This is a genomic window from Photobacterium satsumensis (assembly GCF_050336935.1).
Classification (GTDB): Bacteria; Pseudomonadota; Gammaproteobacteria; order Enterobacterales; family Vibrionaceae; genus Photobacterium; species Photobacterium satsumensis.
On record NZ_JAKJSK010000007.1, the window covers coordinates 324,231 to 341,010 of the forward strand.

Annotated in this window: 13 protein-coding genes; 6 read left to right on the top strand and 7 right to left on the bottom strand. The window is 46.2% G+C overall.

What is annotated here, in order from left to right; translation table 11 throughout:
- Positions 1-61: 61 nt before the first annotated feature.
- On the bottom strand, positions 62-1,765 hold the full coding sequence (locus tag L4D79_RS13135; protein ID WP_428652018.1) for an FAD-dependent oxidoreductase: 1,704 nt from the start codon (positions 1,763-1,765) through the stop codon (positions 62-64).
- Between the two features lie 179 nt (positions 1,766-1,944).
- Between L4D79_RS13135 and L4D79_RS13140 the strand changes: the two genes are divergently transcribed.
- Together L4D79_RS13140 and L4D79_RS13145 are read left to right on the top strand one after the other, a co-directional pair.
- A complete protein-coding gene (locus L4D79_RS13140) occupies positions 1,945-2,364 on the top strand; it encodes a YeeE/YedE family protein (RefSeq protein ID WP_428652019.1) in 420 nt (139 codons plus the stop codon).
- Between the two features lie 13 nt (positions 2,365-2,377).
- Positions 2,378-2,800: a DUF6691 family protein gene (locus tag L4D79_RS13145; RefSeq protein WP_428652020.1), complete on the top strand. Its 423-nt coding sequence runs from the start codon at positions 2,378-2,380 to the stop codon at positions 2,798-2,800.
- Between the two features lie 77 nt (positions 2,801-2,877).
- Here L4D79_RS13145 and cobA read toward each other — a convergent pair whose 3' ends face one another.
- The 4 genes from cobA to nirB all read right to left on the bottom strand — a co-directional run bounded on the left by cobA (position 2,878) and on the right by nirB (position 7,553).
- Positions 2,878-3,639 carry a uroporphyrinogen-III C-methyltransferase gene (gene cobA, locus L4D79_RS13150; protein ID WP_428652021.1) on the bottom strand — a complete coding sequence of 254 codons (762 nt, stop codon included), beginning with the start codon at positions 3,637-3,639 and terminating at the stop codon, positions 2,878-2,880.
- 63 nt (positions 3,640-3,702) lie between these two features.
- Positions 3,703-4,557, bottom strand: coding sequence for a formate/nitrite transporter family protein (locus L4D79_RS13155; protein WP_428652022.1), 855 nt, complete (start codon positions 4,555-4,557; stop codon positions 3,703-3,705).
- A 111-nt stretch (positions 4,558-4,668) separates the two neighbouring features.
- Positions 4,669-4,992: a nitrite reductase small subunit NirD gene (nirD, locus tag L4D79_RS13160; RefSeq protein ID WP_428652023.1), complete on the bottom strand. Its 324-nt coding sequence runs from the start codon at positions 4,990-4,992 to the stop codon at positions 4,669-4,671.
- 2 nt (positions 4,993-4,994) lie between these two features.
- A complete protein-coding gene (gene nirB, locus L4D79_RS13165; protein WP_428652024.1) occupies positions 4,995-7,553 on the bottom strand; it encodes a nitrite reductase large subunit NirB in 2,559 nt (852 codons plus the stop codon).
- 438 nt (positions 7,554-7,991) lie between these two features.
- On the opposite strand from nirB, the gene L4D79_RS13170 reads away from it, so the two are divergent.
- The 4 genes from L4D79_RS13170 (at position 7,992) to L4D79_RS13185 (ending at position 13,479) form a co-directional block, all read left to right on the top strand.
- Positions 7,992-10,220 carry a hypothetical protein gene (locus tag L4D79_RS13170; protein WP_428652025.1) on the top strand — a complete coding sequence of 743 codons (2,229 nt, stop codon included), beginning with the start codon at positions 7,992-7,994 and terminating at the stop codon, positions 10,218-10,220.
- Between the two features lie 124 nt (positions 10,221-10,344).
- The gene (locus tag L4D79_RS13175; protein WP_428652026.1) at positions 10,345-10,605 is read left to right on the top strand and encodes a hypothetical protein; all 261 of its coding nucleotides are present in this window, start codon (positions 10,345-10,347) and stop codon (positions 10,603-10,605) included.
- A gap of 471 nt (positions 10,606-11,076) precedes the next feature.
- Positions 11,077-12,252 (top strand): amino acid permease, encoded by a 1,176-nt coding sequence (locus L4D79_RS13180; protein WP_428652027.1) that lies wholly within the window; start codon positions 11,077-11,079, stop codon positions 12,250-12,252.
- A 429-nt stretch (positions 12,253-12,681) separates the two neighbouring features.
- Positions 12,682-13,479, top strand: coding sequence for a DUF4922 domain-containing protein (locus L4D79_RS13185; protein WP_428652028.1), 798 nt, complete (start codon positions 12,682-12,684; stop codon positions 13,477-13,479).
- A 30-nt stretch (positions 13,480-13,509) separates the two neighbouring features.
- Here the strand turns inward: L4D79_RS13185 and bluB are convergent, their stop codons facing one another.
- On the bottom strand, positions 13,510-14,154 hold the full coding sequence (bluB, locus tag L4D79_RS13190) for a 5,6-dimethylbenzimidazole synthase (RefSeq protein ID WP_428652029.1): 645 nt from the start codon (positions 14,152-14,154) through the stop codon (positions 13,510-13,512).
- A 168-nt stretch (positions 14,155-14,322) separates the two neighbouring features.
- The gene (gene fusA, locus L4D79_RS13195) at positions 14,323-16,410 is read right to left on the bottom strand and encodes an elongation factor G (RefSeq protein WP_428652030.1); all 2,088 of its coding nucleotides are present in this window, start codon (positions 16,408-16,410) and stop codon (positions 14,323-14,325) included.
- Positions 16,411-16,780 lie beyond the last annotated feature (370 nt).

Sequence of the window (16,780 nt, forward strand, 5' to 3'; positions counted from 1 at the left end):
ATGTTGGTTAAAACAAGCCTGAGCAACTGCTCAGGCTTTTGTTAAAGGACCGTTTACACAATTACTTTTGCGCAAATGTGTAGGTACGGTAGCCACCAATTAGGTTGCGAGCTTTGAACCCGTTATTAACGAGCTGACGGTAGGCTACGTTGCCACGTAAGCCTACAGCACAATAGATGATGATCTCTTTGTCTTTCGGGAGTTCGCCCATACGCTGGCGAAGCTGATCGACAGGGATATTCACCGCCCCTTCCAAATAATCTGCATTCTTGAGTTCGCCAGGGTTGCGGACATCAAGTAGCAGCTGTTCGTCATTAAGATCATCAATCGCATCGTAATGGATAGGGGTGGCATCACCTTTGATGATGTTGTTAGCAACAAATGCTGCTTGGTTGATCACATCTTTGGCACTGCCATAAGGTGGCGCATAGGTCAGTTCAAGGTGCTGCAACTGTTCTACAGTCATGCCTGCACGCTGGGCGACCGCAAGTACATCAATGCGTTTGTCTACCCCATCTTTACCCACGGCTTGTGCGCCGAAAATTTTGCCAGTACTCGGGGCGAACAATAGCTTCAGTGAAACGGTTTCAGCGCCCGGATAGTAACTGGCGTGGCTTGCCGTATGTACATAGACTTTCTCGTACTCGACACCTTCGTGTTTTAGCTGTTTCTCGTTCTTACCGGTGGACGCAACGGCCAGATCGAATACTTTACAAATCGCCGTGCCTTGAGTGCCTTGATAGGTTTCGGTGCGGCCCAGCATGTTGTCAGCAGCCATGCGCCCTTGACGGTTGGCAGGGCCCGCCAGTGGCACCAAGGTTTGATTACCGGTGACGAAGTCAGTTTCTTCTACAGCATCACCGACCGCGTAAATTGACGGATCACTGGTTTGCATGCTTGTGTTGGTGTAGATGCCGCCAAGTTCGCCAATTTGTAGGCCAGCCTCAGCAGCCAGTGTTGTTTCGGGGCGGACGCCGATGGCCATAATCAGGATCTCGGTGTTCAACGTATCGCCATTATTGAGGTGCAAGTTGAGTCCGCCGCATAGGTGCTGGTGTTCAGCGATTTCTCCAGCATCTTCGTTGGCGATAGAGTGACTAGGGAGGTATTCAACAGACTCAAGTGCAACACCCAAGCGAAGATCAATGCCTTTGTCACGGATCTCCTGATGAACAAAGCCTGCCATTTCACGGTCAACCGGTGTCATTACCTGATCCGCCATCTCAACTAGCGTGGTTTTGATCCCTAGCTGATGGAAAGCTTCCATCATTTCAAGACCAATAAAGCCGCCGCCGACAACAGTCGCGTGCTCAGGTTTGTTCATTTCGATCGTTTTAAGGATCTTATCCATATCAGGAATGTTGCGCAGAGAGTGCGTCAGCGGATTATCAATGCCCTGAATGGGTGGAATGATAGGTGCAGCCCCCGGGCTTAATAGGAGAAAGTCATATGTTTCATTGTACTCTGATCCATCGAGCAGATTCTTTACCGTAACGCTTTTCGCTTCACGGTCGATTGAGATAACTTCATTCATCACTCTGGCATCGACATTGAAGCGGGCAAGGAAGCTTTCCGGTGTTTGAAGCAACAGTTTGCTGCGGTCTGTAATGTCACCACCAATATGGTAAGGAAGGCCGCAATTGGCAAAAGAGACGAACTCGCCTCGTTCAAACATGATGATTTCAGCATCTTCACTCAATCGGCGAGCACGTGCGGCGGCGGATGCGCCACCCGCAACACCGCCTACAATCAAAATCTTGGTCATTGCATTCTCCGTCTGCCCTAAAATTAGGGAGCTACAGTATCTCTATTCATGATGCTATCCAATATAAATAATTAAATTAGAAAAGGCTAATTTAATTTATTCTAAATTAGTATTGACTGAACTCTGTATTTTAGTATTCTCTAAACCAATAAAGCAGGACGAATTTGATAGGAGTGAATATGGCTTTTGATATTCCATGGGATGCACTGGCTGGAGGAATGCTGCTTGGCGTCTCGGCATCTGTCTTGTTGGTGCTCAATGGCAGAATTGCAGGGATCAGCGGTATTGTGTCGGGCTTGTTGATGCCTAAAAAGGGTGAGGTGTCGTGGCGCCTGTTGTTCGTTATTGGCATGTTGGCTAGCGGCTTGTTGGCGCCCGCAATAGGTTTTACGTTGCCTGAAACTTTGCCGGTATCTTCATTTTTGTGGGTTGGACTAGCCGGCTTACTGGTTGGTATTGGTACTAAAATCGGTAATGGTTGTACCAGTGGTCACGGTATTTGCGGGATGGGCAGGCTTTCAAAGCGCTCGATAGTGGCGACATGTATTTTTATGGGCGTGGCAATAGCAACTGTCTTTGTTCGCTTACATGTTCTGTAGCAGAGGATTTAAGATGAAAGGCTTATCGCAACTTGTCGCGTTACTCGCAGGACTACTGTTTGGCTTGGGGATGATGGTTTCAGGTATGGTTGATCCCCTCCGAGTACTGGGATTTTTAGATATTGCCGGTGCTTGGGATCCCAGTTTGATGTTTGTAATGGGTGGGGCATTAGCTGTGTTTATGCCGGTGTATCTGCTGGTGGTAAAAAAACGTTCAGCTCCCGTATGTGCTGCTAAATTCGAAATTTCGAACAATCAAATCATTGATAAAAAACTTGTCAGTGGTGCGGTGTTGTTTGGTTTAGGGTGGGGGATTGCAGGCATTTGCCCCGGCCCGGCAGTGACGTCAACCTTTGGGCTTAACCCGTCGATGTTAGTCTTTATTGTGATGATGCTGATTGGGATGGGGGCAGGCTCTGTTCTGGCTAGACGTTAACTGATAGCTAAAGAGGGTTTAACGGCAAGGGCACTGGCGAGTGCCCTTAATTATTTGTTTTGATTGGCTCGAAAGGCTTATTCCTGATTAAACCACTGCAAGGTTTCACTCAGTGATGCCACACTGCCAATAACAATTAATGCAGGACTAACAGCACCTTTTGCGAGTTCTGGCAGCGTTGTGAGTGTACCGGTAAGTACACGTTGATCCTGACGAGTGCCGTTTTCAATGATGGCGCAAGGTGTCTCGGCGGCAAGGCCGTGGGTGATCAGCTTGTCGCAGATATGCCCACTCTGTTTCAAGCCCATATAGAAGACAAGGGTGTTATTGGACTGTGCTAATGAAGCCCACTCGATTTCGCGGCCGTCTTTTTGTACGTGGCCGGTGATGAACTGGACACTTTGCGCATGGTCGCGATGGGTCAGCGGGATCCCGGCATAGGCGGTAGCACCCGCTGCGGCAGTGATCCCCGGTACCACTTCATATTTGATACCAAACTTGGCTAATTCCTCAAGCTCTTCACCACCCCGGCCGAAGATGAATGAATCACCGCCTTTCAAGCGGACAACTCGCTTACCTGCTTGCGCTTTTTGTACCAGGATCTGGTTGATTTGATCTTGTGGGACGCAATGGAAATCGAGCTTTTTACCGACGTAAATCATCTCTGCCGATGCATCTGCCAGCGCAAGGATATCTTTCGAAACCAGACGGTCGTACACCACAACGTCTGCTGCTTGTATTACTTTCAGGCCTTTTACCGTCAGCAAATCCGGATCACCCGGGCCAGCACCGACAAGGGAAACAAAGCCGCTGTTTGATAATGCGAGATTGGTGGTCATAGCAACGCCTTTCTTTAGTTAAGAGCTGGCCCCGAACATTCTGTCCGGAGCCAATTCAAATGCTTACTTCGCGCTAAATGCAGGCTCTGCATTAACCGCTAAATCATTTTCTACGTTAATTGCTGGTGCTGTTTTAGCGTGAGTCAGGTAGAGCGGAACACACGTGAATAGCAGGCCACCAACAAGGTTACCTAGAATGGTTGGAATAAGGTTGAAGTTCAACCAAGTCGCAATACTAAATTCAGCACCTAGCATCATACCGAGTGGGAACAGGAACATGTTCACAACCGCATGCTCGAAGACAAGTGCGAAGAAGATAAAAATAGGTAGCCACATTGCTGCAATTTTGCCAGCGACGCTGCGGGCGGTCATGTTGCCGATGACCCCCAAGCAAACCATGAGATTACAAAGAATGCCTTTTACGAACACCGTGATCCAACCGTTCATACCGTGTATTTCGTAACCGACTGTACGTGCTGTTGCTGCTTTGATAAAAGTTTGACCTACCGCGCCGGGTTCAACGCTGAAGTTCATAGTGAAGGTGAGTGCAACAAGGAAAGCAACGATAAGTGAGCCAATCAGGTTACCAAGGCCAACCAGTCCCCAACAACGCAGAACGTGATTCCAAGTAATACCTTTACGGTTATCGAATTTTGCCAGTGGGGCAAGACCGAATACTCCGGTAACGAGGTCATAACCCATCAGGCTCAAGATACAGAAGCCAACAGGGAAGACTAACGCACCGACAATGCCAATGCCGGTTTGAGTGATGGTGGTAATTGCGACTACCACCGCTAACGAAAGAATAATACCCGCCATCGTGCCACGTAATATCAAATCGCGTGTAGAGGTGCGCATTTTCGCTTCGCCAGTATCAATCATTGTCTGAACGAATTCCATCGGTTTTGAATAGGACATCATGTCACTCCAAAAAGTTAAAATTAAAATTGAATAGTCAAAGGCTCGCATTCCAGTGTTGGTGTGAGCCTTTTCGCTATTTAATCTTTTGCGGTTTCACTTCTTCTTGGCTTATGCCGCAATTTCAACCTTGCCGTTAGCGACTCGGGCATTGAAGGCTTTAATGTTAAAGCGCTCATCTTCCATGCATGCACCGGTAGCTAGATTGAAGCGCTGCTTCTTCAGTGGGCTGGCGACCCAAAGCTCATCTTGGTGCTGACAAATCAGACCGCGAGAGAGCACGTTTGAGCGGGCAAACGGGTCCATATTGCTGATGGCGAACACTTCTTCGGCAACGCTAGGGCGAAAAATGGCAACTTGCTGGCCGTTGTAAAGCGCACAGACACCTGTTCCCGGAGTGATATCTTGAATATCGCAAATTTGTTCAAAAGCCATGATTAGTTCTCCAATTCCACGTGCAGGATATCGCCAACGGCATCAGGGTGTTTTTCGGTAAATGTGGCAGGACGGTGTTGGTCACGCTCGGCAACAAAAATCACGTTATCATCACGAAGATCGGTGTTGATGAAGTGGGCAAAGCGTGTCAGTTGCGATTCATCGTTGATAGTGGCTGTCCACTCACACTCGTACTCGTCAACCAACTTGGCAACGTCCAATTCGAGTTGAGCATTGATACCAAGCTTGTCCTCAACAATCACTGCACGTAGGTAATCCACACCACCTTCCATGTTTTCCATCCATACCGATGTACGCTGCAGTGGCGCAGCCGTGCGGATGTAGAACATCATGAAGCGATCGATATACTTGATGAGCGTTTCTTGATCTAGGTCGCTGGCCAGTAGATCAGCGTGGCGAGGCTTCATACCGCCGTTACCACATACGTACATGTTCCAGCCAGCGTCGGTTGCAATAATGCCAAGGTCTTTACCTTGCGCTTCCGCACATTCACGGGTACAGCCAGAGACACCGAACTTCATCTTGTGAGGAGTACGGATCCCTTTGTAGCGGTTCTCAATGTAAGAGCCCAGACCGACAGAATCTTGAACACCGTATCGACACCACGTCGAACCCACACAGGTTTTCGCCATACGCAGCGCTTTGGCGTAGGCCTGACCGGTTTCGAAACCCGCTTCAATCAGCTTGCGCCAGATCACAGGAAGGTCATCTTTCTGAGCGCCAAACAGGCCAATACGCTGGGCACCGGTCACTTTGGTGTACAGCTTGTATTCTTCGGCAACTGCCGCAAGAACACCAAGGGCCTGAGGAGTCACTTCACCACCGGCCATACGCGGAATAACAGAATAGGTACCGTCTTTCTGGATGTTGCCGAGGAAGTTATCGTTGGTATCGTGTAGCTTAACCAATTGCGGTTTCAGGATGTGCTCACCCCAGCACGAAGCCAGAATAGAACCAGCGAGTGGTTTGCAGACTTCGCAGCCATAGCCTTTACCGTATTTTTCCAATAGCTCATCGAACGTTTTGATTTCTTCGATGCGGATCAGATGGAACAGTTCCTGGCGTGAATAGGCGAAGTGTTCACATACATCGTTCTTAACTTCGACACCTGACTTAGCCAGTTCAGCATTGAGTACCGATGTGACTAACGGAATACAGCCACCACAGCCAGTACCCGCGCCCGTTACAGCTTTGATATCTGCCAGAGTATGGTTTCCGTCTGTGACTGCTTGGGCAATTTTTGCTTTAGTAACGTCGAAGCAAGAACAGATCACGGCAGTATCAGGTAGCGAATCTGCACCTAATGCGGGCTTTTCAGCACCAGCGTGCGCAGGGAGGATCAATGTATCTGGGTGCTCTGGTAGGTCGATTTCGTTGAGCATCAACTGAAGCAGGTCGCCATAGTCGGAGGTATCACCCACCATTACGGCTCCGAGTAGCTTCTTGTTGTCCTCAGAAACAATGATTCGCTTGTAAACCTCTTGCTCTTCGTTCTGGTAAACAAAGCTCTTACAGCCTGGTGTGCGGCCATTGGCATCACCAATTGACCCTACTTTTACCCCAAGCAGTTTCAGCTTGGCACTCATGTCTGCGCCTTCAAACTGGTTATCTTCACCAACAATATGCGAGACAGCGACCTGTGCCATTTTGTAGCCCGGTGCAACTAGGCCATAGAACATCTCGTTCCAAGAGGCACATTCACCGATAGCGTAGATATTATCATCTGACGTCTGGCAGGTGTTATTGATAGCGATACCACCGCGAGGGGCGACATCTAGATCCATTTGGCGAGCCAGTTTGTCTTGTGGCCGAATACCTGCAGAGAAAACAATGAAATCAGTCTCTAGCTCAGTACCATCAGCAAAGCGCATTACGTTACGGGAGTTAGTACCTTCAGGCGCGATTTCCAGCGTGTTTTTACTGGTGTGGACGTTTACGCCCATACGCTCAATCTTCTGGCGCAGCTGATTACCACCAGCCATGTCTAGTTGCTCGGCCATTAGCTTTGGCGCGAATTCAACAACGTGGGTTTGTACACCTAATGCCTTTAGAGCCCCTGCGGCTTCAAGGCCTAGCAGGCCACCACCGACAACGACACCGACTTTGCTATTTTTTGCAGATGCTTCAATCGCTTTGAGATCTTCGATAGTGCGGTAGACAAAGCAGTCTTTGCTTTCGTTGCCTTTGATTGGTGGAACAAACGGAAAAGAGCCAGTAGCGAGGATTAACTTGTCGTATTGAACTTCACGACCAGTGCTGGAGTGTACGATGCGTTTTTCTCGGTTGATGTTAATGGCACGTTCACCGAGGAGGATATTGATGGCGTGTTTCTGGTAGAAGCCTTCTTTAACGAGCGAAAGTTCTTCGGCGGTATGGTGGGAGAAATACGATGAAAGGTGAACCCGATCATAGGCGACACGAGGCTCTTCGCAAAATATTGTTACCTCGTAATTGTCCATATTGGCTTTATCGACTAATTCCTCGATAAAGCGATGGCCCACCATTCCGTTGCCGATGATGGCCAATCTCACTTTGCTCATAAGATCCTCTACTACAAAGTCATAAATTCTGAATGGAATCTTAATGAGACAGAGTGTGAATAAATATGACGTAAATCAATTACAGTTTTGAATAACCCTAAAGTAGTAGCCTTTTGTAAATCAATGATTTATAAAAGGTGGTATTGTATTACAAGAATAAAAATGAGGAATTTAAACCATAAATATGAAAGAGATATCACTTATTTTGTGTTGTTTTCTTACAGTTTATGAAGGTTGTGTGACAAAGAAATTAATGTACTCAACGTTGGTTTCTGGTGAGTAAAGCTAACTACCAGGTAGTCGGCAAAAAACATATAAAAAATATAAATAATTTATTAATTCAGTTGGTTAGTAGAGAGCTGTTGTCGGGAATAGCGTGCTTTTCATTTAGGATAGCCGAGCGTCTGAAAGCAGTTTAATAAACCGATGGAAAAGATAATGATAAAAAATACACAACCTCTATGTCTGGCACTTGTTATTACGGCTACGCTCACAGCCTGCAATGAGATAGATACCTCAGAAGATCCTCGTCAGTATGTACCATACAACCTTGATCAGGTGATCTATCCGAATGACATTCTACTTACCGATAGTGATGGTACTTTAGAGCTTGAGCAAGAAGCGAATGGCGGTGACGTCGATTATAGAAACTACGAAAACGTATATGGTGCTCTAGATGGTTGGTCGACAGGCTATCCTATTGTGTTGCCTATTTCCGGCCCAGATGATGTGCTTGATATGGCAACACTTACAGATAAAACCTATATCCTGAATGTTGAAACAGGTGAATTGCTCAAACCAAACGAAGATTATGTGGTCGAGTTAACAGAGTCCGGTGATATTCAAGTGATGCCGAAAGTCGTTCTGCCTGAATCTACAACCTTTGTTCTTGCACTGTCAGAGGGCATTACAGACGTTTTAGGTAATACATTAAGACGCTCAAACTTTTATCAAAGCTTGCTTGAGGGCGACAATCTCGATCACGCCAAAGGTGATGAGTTTGTCAGCCAGATCCAAAGCAACCACAATGATTTAGCCGCTGCGGGTGTTCAAGACAGCATTGTTTACAGTGCGCGCTTTACGACCCAGAGTGTGTATCCGGTAATGGATGCGGCTATTGAGAAGATCCCAGACCAAGCGATAGAGGCGGTTATGCCCATCGACGATGACGCGGGTTCTGATGTGTGGACTTATTCGGCCACCATTAAGGTTCCTTACTATTTGGAGTTACCAGAAAGAAATGGCGAGAACGGTACCTGTGAAGTACCTCAGCTGTACGAAAATGAGGACAGCATTGAGTATAAAACGGTTGCCGCAGATAAAATTAGCCATTGTGAATCATTGTATAGTTGGTGGAAGGGGGCTAATGGCGAGTTTGTTCATGGCGGAAACCCTGAACCAGTTGCAACAATTGAAGAACTAGAAATTCCAGTCATTATCTATGCACCAAACGGTTGGACATCAGCTAAACCCGCATTACCAGCGACTATTTTTGTCCATGGTATTACCGGCAAAAAAGAATCAGCACAAACAATGACAAAGCGAGTGATAGATACTAATCGTTTGGTGATTGCAATCGATCAACCTCTGCATGGTGAACGAGGAGTAAATCTAGATATTGACCTTGAGCCGGAAATTACGGCTTCTAGTGGTGAAGTGAACCAAGAGAAATCAGTCTACCTGAACCTACTGAGTGCGTTAACTTTACGTGATAATCAGCGCCAAGCTGTACTCGATCAGCTGACGTTGAGAAAAGCCCTTAACAATACAGATTTCGTTGATTCGAATGATATCAGTTTAATTGGTCACTCTTTAGGCGGAATTATTTCTACAATGGTGAGTGATTTATCTCAAAACCAACCGGAGTTGACCTTCAGCACGGTTACTTTGGCTGTGCCGGGTATGCACCTAACCGATCTAGTTATGAACTCACCATTGCTTGGCGGTGAAGTCGAAACAGAAATTAGAGGCTCAAGTGATATTCAGCTAGCTGTTGCAGGTATGGTCGGGGTGTATGATGAAGAAACTCAGACCAAGGTTGAAGGCTTAGATGCGTTGGCTGCCTATAAAGAGGAAAGCACAGAAAACGCAGAGCAAGCAGCCAGTATAGAAGATATGGTCTATGAAATGGTGACAGTAGATATGTTCCCTGGGGTGCAAGCTGCCGTGGATTCCGGTGATCCCGCAAACTTTATTAAGCGCCAGCGAGAAAACAAAACTCAGCCAATTTTGTTAGTAGAGGCGGCTGGGACCTGTGATTACTACAAGCCAGAGACTTGCGAAGAAGGTGTGGACTACATACCTGATAACGTTGTAGTGAATAATATCCCTGGAAAACCATTGGTAGGCACAGAACCATTGATTGAACACTTAGAGTTAACAGCTATTTCACAGAATACTGTTGTTCCAGAAGGTGATGTAATTCGTGGTGTTGTCCGTGCTAAGCTCGGTGGCCATGGTACCTATTTGTTCCCATATGAAGGGCCTGTGATCTATACCGATCCGCTATATCCTGATGGCCGTCCGATGACGTTAGGCGATAGAGGCTTTATGGAACATATTGGTGATATTGAAGCTTCAATGTCTATGCAGCAACAAGCGATTGTCAGCTTTGTCTCATCTGGTGGTAAAACGGTTGAAATTGAAGACAGCAATATTGTGCATTAATCACAGTATTGACGAAAACTGATTAGTAAATCGCCATGGGGTAATCATGTGAGTGATTGCCCCTTGCAACTCAGCATGATTTTGGTAAAACAAAAATATACTTGAGTGATACAGAGAAACAGGGATGAACGAACCGGCCAAGTCAGTGGCAGAAAAGTTACTAAGCCCAGCGATTTTGGAGCAAGTGAAGAAGCAAGGTGCCATAAATACCCTCGAAGAGGTTTACAGCAAAGCGCGCTATGCACGTTTTACCCGTGTGAAATGGAGTGGCAACTTTTATGATGGCCTTCTATTTGACGATGGCAGTACCATCAGCGTTTATCCAGCATCCTTCAACAAGCTCACGCTAATTGCAGCTAAATCTGGTGAGGTTGTGTCAGCATAGTCCCTCTTTCTGAGTGAAAATGAACCCTTCGAGATCATACTCGAAGGGTTTTTATTTACCTGAGCTCCATTGTTTCATATTTGCAATATAAGATTCCACTTGCGAGTGTTGAAGTGCTTCTAGCGACCATATAAGTTTCTATCTGACCAAACAAAACTAGGGTAATCAATGGACGGTTACCTTGCTTATAGGGATTTATCGTTGTTGGAGTACGATTAATGAACCATAAAACTACGGGGAAGATCCATCTGTCCTCGACTGATACCTTGTCGCACGCTTGTGCGCGCCACCCCCATTCCGCTACGCCTACCGCAAACCTTCAGTTTTACGGCTATTTTGCCGAATTCCGATTTAGTCACTAATTCTCTATTGCTGCCTTTTCGTCGGCAGTGCATTGATAAATAGATTATTTAAACCTTTTCGTTTTCTGCCCCTAAACGTGGCGGATACACATTATTACGAGACAAAATTGTGAATTTAAAACTGCTTGGTAGTTCTCTCATTATTGCAGGTACGGCACTGGGTGCCGGTATGTTGGCTATTCCTATGGTATTGGCCCAGTTTGGCCTAGTCTGGGGTACGTTGTTGATGCTAGTGATCTGGCTAGGTACGACGTATGCCGCATTGTTATTGCTAGAAGCCAGTATTAAGGCTGGTGGTGGTCTTGGCATGAACACGATAGCCCGTAAAACCCTTGGTAAAGGGGGCCAGTTGGTGACTAACGGTCTGCTTTACGCGCTTTTGGTTTGCCTTCTAATGGCGTACATCATTGGGGCGGGTGACTTGGTTATGAAACTCTTATCGGGTATCGGCCTCGACTTGAGCCTAATGCAAAGCCAGATTGCCTTTACTCTGTTAGCGGGCATGGTAGTGGCTGCGGGGACGGCAGTTATTGATAAACTAAACCGCGCACTATTTGCAGTGATGGTCGTCATGCTGGTGCTGACATTGCTTTCTTTGGTTCCTACCATTTCAATCGACAATCTAATGGTTGCCACCAGCGATAGTAAGATAGACCTGATCAAAACCAGTTCGGTATTGTTCACCAGCTTCGGTTTCATGGTGGTGATCCCGTCATTGGTGACATACAACAAAGAAGCGACGCACAAGCAACTACGGAATATGGTAGTGATTGGCTCTCTTGTCCCGCTGTTTAGCTACCTACTGTGGCTATATGCAGCAATGGGTAACCTAAGTGCTGAGCAGATGGTTGATTTCCAGAATGTGTCTGAGTTAATCGCAGTATTGGGTTCAAATCACAGCATGATTAATCTTATCTTGTCTGTATTCACGGGACTGGCACTGCTGACCTCTTTCTTGGGGGTAGCGATGGCGTTGTTTGACCAGAATGTTGATACATTCCGCCAAAACCGTACAGTCACTTATGTGCTGACTTTTATCTTGCCTCTTGCAGGTGCGTTGTTCGCCGCTGATCAATTCCTGTCAGTATTGGGATATGCAGGTATTATCTTGGTATTCCTAGCGGTGTTCATTCCAATGGCGATGACCATCAAGCTCCGTAAAGAAGATGATAGTTCGTTTTCAGTTGATGCATCTGGTGTGCTGTATCAAGCATCAGGTGGCCAGTTGGCGATGGGCCTGAGCTTCCTGTTCGGATGCTTCTTGCTAGCGGCAGAGTTGATTTAAGCACAGCGGATAAGCGTAAAGACAAACAAGATAAATATAATAAGAAGCGGGGCGTTTACTAAGTAAACGCCCTTTTTGTTTCTACCTGATTCATGCAAAAGGCAAACAGGCTGGATAGGCAGGATGCGACCAAACAAAACTACCTGTTGAAGTTTTAGCGACCAAACAAAAACTTCTAACTGCTTTATGGAGTACTATTGGGAATAGGATAAAGCAGTATTTTCCAATGGCATTGATAATACAAACTTTCGTGGTTGGCAGCCATATCTAGCCTTCATCCTGTTTATGCTGAAAAGACCAATCATTGTAAATTAAAGTTTACACTCTATAGATAGGTGTCCACATGGAGTGATTTGGCGAAAGAATGTGTTCAAAATAAGTCATTTGAAGTTAATTGGGTGTATAAAAGAGGGTGGTGAGGAGGGAGATATGTTTGGTAAAACTGAGACGCTTTGGGATAAGGCTGGCCGTGTTTCTGAACGCGCATTGGCTGCGGGGAGCTTGATGCCAATAGTCACTGATGCCCAGCTGATAGAAGAAGAGGGGATTTCGTACTTTGCCCATGTCGTCACAGCCAACGCCACGAAAAAGTTTCGGGCAACCTCGACACAAGGCAACCCGTTCTTGCCCTATGAACAATCACTTTATGTTGATGAAGCCGGTCAAGAGCATGTTTGCCTATTGAACAAGTTTCCCGTTCTGGCTCCACATTTACTCATTTGCTCCAAAACCTTTATCCCACAGCAATCTTGTTTAACCCTAAATGATTTCCAAGCTTGGCTGGTAGGTTTTGACCATCCTGATGTCTTTGGCTTTTATAACAGCGGTCCACAAGCAGGGGCGAGCCAAGCACACCGCCACATGCAGTTAGTCCGATCTCCGATACCGCTGGAGCAGGTTATCTCACAAGGGGAGCTGCCCTTCGTACACTGTCTCGCTCCATTACATGCTCTGGATGCTGAGGAACTGTATAGCTACTATTTGTCGATGATGGCGCAGTTAGGGCTGCTGGCTGATAGGGAGGGCGGTGATTGTACTCCTTATAACCTCTTACTTACCGAGCGTTGGATGTTATTGTTTCCCCGTAGCAAAAATAATATCGAAGGTATATTTGCGAACGGGATAAACTATTCAGGACGCTTCTTGGTTAAGCAGGCAGAGCAATTGGAATGGCTACAACAATACGGCTTGATGAACTATCTAGCACATTGTAGCCGACCTAGCTAACTGCAGCCGTTTTCCACAAGGCAAAACGGGCTAGCCTTTCCATGTGTCAAAGTGGATAGCTTGCTCTAGTGGGCGTCGTGACTGCCATCCGCGCTTTTCAAGCTCAGGCTTTTCATGAAAGAACTGGGTATATCCAAGGCATAGGTAGCCAATGATTTCGATGTCTTTCGGTATATTAAGTGCTCGGCGCAACACATCATCATGAATAATACTGACCCAACCAAGACCTAGATTCTCTGCTCTTGCAGCTAACCATAGGTTTTGAATCGCACATACAGTGCTATACAAATCCATTTCCGGTTTGATAGTCCGGCCAAGAACTACAGGACCAAGCCGATTTCTATCACATGTTACACAAATCCCAATAGGTGCCTCTTCGATCCCCTCGAGCTTCAGGGATTGGTATTGAGATCGTTTCTGCTCATCAAACATTTGTGCTGATTGTTGATGGGCGCTCATAAAGCCTTGCTTGATTGTGGCTTTTGTCTCGGGCTTAGTAACAACAATAAAGTCCCAAGGCTGCATGAAACCAACACTTGGCGCATGGTGTGCTGCTTTGATTATTCGTTTCAGTACTTCTTCGGGGATAGTGGTAGGAAGGAACTCACCGCGGACATCACGTCGAGAAAAAATTGTTTTATATACTGCATCACGCTCTTGCTGTGTTATTTCCATTGTTGTTAGTACTGCTTATTTATCATTATGTTAGTTATAACATTATGAGAACGGGGAACAAATATGGAGGCAGTTGAATAGGGGGCTGTTGGTTATTGAAGATATAAAAAAACCCGATAGCCAAGCTACCGGGTTTTTATCAGCCATTAAAGCTTACTTAAGAAAGAATTACTTCTTCTCGTTAGCAGCTTTAACGTCAGCAATAACCTGCTCTGCAACGTTTGCAGGACATGGTGCGTAGTGTGCGAACTCCATAGAGAACTGACCACGACCAGAAGTCATTGTACGTAGGTGACCGATGTAGCCGAACATTTCTGATAGAGGAACGTCTGCTTTAATACGAACACCAGTAGTACCAGCCATCTGATCTTTGATCATGCCACGACGACGGTTAAGGTCACCGATAACATCACCAACGTGATCTTCTGGAGTGAACACGTCTACAGCCATGATTGGCTCTAGAAGCTGTGCACCTGCTTTAGGCATAGACTGACGGAATGCACCTTTCGCTGCGATTTCGAATGCTACTGCAGATGAATCGACTGCGTGGAAACCACCGTCGAATAGTTCAACTTCAACGTCAAGAACAGGGAAGCCAGCAAGAACACCAGTCTCCATCATGCCCGCGAAACCTTTCTCTACTGCAGGCCAGAATTCCTTAGGAACGTTACCGCCAACAACAACAGAGCTGAACTTGAAGCCTGAACCAACTTCACCTGGCTTGATACGGTAGTCGATCTTACCGAACTGACCAGAACCACCAGACTGCTTCTTGTGCGTGTAGCTATCTTCAATTGCTTGAGTGATAGTTTCACGGTAAGCAACCTGAGGAGCACCAACGATTAGGTCTACACCGTAAGTACGCTTAAGGATATCAACCTTAATGTCTAGGTGAAGCTCACCCATACCTTTAAGGATGGTTTCGCCAGTTTCTTCGTCAGTTTCAACTTGGAAAGATGGATCTTCTGCAACCATTTTACCGATCGCGATACCCATTTTCTCAGAACCGCCTTTGTCTTTCGGCGTAACTGCGATAGAGATTACTGGAGTTGGGAAGATCATTGGCTCAAGTGTACACTCGTGCTTAACATCACATAGAGTGTGACCAGTTTGAACGTTCTTCATACCAACAACAGCGATGATGTCACCAGCTTGTGCTTCAGTAAGCTCGTTACGGTCATCTGCCTGCATTTCAACCATACGGCCGATACGCTCTGTTTTACCAGTTGCAGCGTTAAGGATGGTGTCACCCTTCTTCATCTTACCTGAGTAGATACGGATGAATGTTAGGGCACCGAAACGGTCGTCCATGATTTTGAACGCAAGAGCACGTAGTGGCTCATCTACAGAAACAGTTGCAACTTCACCAGTTGGCTCACCTGTTTCTTTGTCCGTTAGCGGCTGTGGATCAACTTCTGTTGGTGCAGGTAGGTAATCTACAACTGCATCAAGGATAAGTTGCATACCTTTGTTCTTAAACGCAGAACCACAGAATGTTGGGAAGAACGAGATGTCACGAGTACCTTTACGGATACAACGCTTAACGTCTTCGATAGAAGGCTCTTCACCTTCCATGTACGCTTCCATCAGATCATCGTCTTGCTCAACAGCAGTTTCGATTAGCTCTTCACGGTACTGTTCTACTTCGTCAACCATGTCCGCTGGAACATCAGTGATTTCGTAGTTTTCAGGAAGACCAGTGTCATCCCAAACGTATGCTTTACGGCTTAGTAGGTCAACAACACCAACGAACTCGTCTTCACGGCCGATTGGCAGAACCATAACTAGTGGTGTAGCACCTAGAACGTTCTTAACTTGGTCAACAACGTTGAAGAAATCTGCACCCATACGGTCTAGTTTGTTAACGAAGATCAGACGAGATACTTCTGATTCGTTAGCGTAACGCCAGTTAGTTTCTGACTGAGGCTCAACACCACCAGAACCACAGAATACACCGATACCGCCATCAAGTACTTTAAGAGAACGGTAAACTTCAACTGTGAAGTCAACGTGTCCTGGAGTATCGATAACGTTTAGGCGGTGGTCGTTCCAGAAACAGCTAACTGCTGCAGACTGGATAGTAATACCACGCTCAGCTTCCTGCTCCATGAAGTCAGTAGTTGATTCGCCGTCGTGAACTTCACCAGTCTTGTGGATTTGACCAGTTAGCTTAAGGATACGCTCAGTAGTAGTGGTTTTACCCGCATCAACGTGCGCGAAAATACCAATGTTTCTGTATTTAGATAAATCTGCCATTGTTTTTCTCTATAAACAATTACTGTCACTATTCGGTGGGGGAGTATATCACTGAATCCAACAAACATTACATAGGTCATTTAAGATAAAATGAACATTTGCTTGTTTTTGCTCCGTCTTTTGGGGTTTTCTGGCGCAAACGCTCAATAAACCCACAAGACTCGCCGGTCGTAATACAATCTGTTTCGTCAATCTCCGCCAAATTTCGCTTTAACGGGGGATGTTTAAACAGATATCACGGTTATTTACCGGCCCATTGTTCACTGAATGTGAACGATGTCGATGAAAAATGGCAGCTGACTAGCCACCAAATCCGCTTAATTCTAGTATCAATCGATAAAAGCTACCAGTGGATAACTGTAATTTGCCC

What these genes read in the sequence shown, in the direction of transcription:
- cobA (WP_428652021.1), bottom strand. Translation starts at nt 3,639, where the DNA reads ATGACCACCAATCTCGCATTATCAAACAGCGGCTTTGTTTCCCTTGTC.
- L4D79_RS13185 (WP_428652028.1), top strand. Translation starts at nt 12,682, where the DNA reads ATGTTTGGTAAAACTGAGACGCTTTGGGATAAGGCTGGCCGTGTTTCT.
- L4D79_RS13135 (WP_428652018.1), bottom strand. Translation starts at nt 1,765, where the DNA reads ATGACCAAGATTTTGATTGTAGGCGGTGTTGCGGGTGGCGCATCCGCC.
- fusA (WP_428652030.1), bottom strand. Translation starts at nt 16,410, where the DNA reads ATGGCAGATTTATCTAAATACAGAAACATTGGTATTTTCGCGCACGTT.
- L4D79_RS13170 (WP_428652025.1), top strand. Translation starts at nt 7,992, where the DNA reads ATGATAAAAAATACACAACCTCTATGTCTGGCACTTGTTATTACGGCT.
- L4D79_RS13175 (WP_428652026.1), top strand. Translation starts at nt 10,345, where the DNA reads ATGAACGAACCGGCCAAGTCAGTGGCAGAAAAGTTACTAAGCCCAGCG.
- L4D79_RS13140 (WP_428652019.1), top strand. Translation starts at nt 1,945, where the DNA reads ATGGCTTTTGATATTCCATGGGATGCACTGGCTGGAGGAATGCTGCTT.
- nirB (WP_428652024.1), bottom strand. Translation starts at nt 7,553, where the DNA reads ATGAGCAAAGTGAGATTGGCCATCATCGGCAACGGAATGGTGGGCCAT.
- bluB (WP_428652029.1), bottom strand. Translation starts at nt 14,154, where the DNA reads ATGGAAATAACACAGCAAGAGCGTGATGCAGTATATAAAACAATTTTT.
- nirD (WP_428652023.1), bottom strand. Translation starts at nt 4,992, where the DNA reads ATGGCTTTTGAACAAATTTGCGATATTCAAGATATCACTCCGGGAACA.
- L4D79_RS13155 (WP_428652022.1), bottom strand. Translation starts at nt 4,557, where the DNA reads ATGTCCTATTCAAAACCGATGGAATTCGTTCAGACAATGATTGATACT.
- L4D79_RS13145 (WP_428652020.1), top strand. Translation starts at nt 2,378, where the DNA reads ATGAAAGGCTTATCGCAACTTGTCGCGTTACTCGCAGGACTACTGTTT.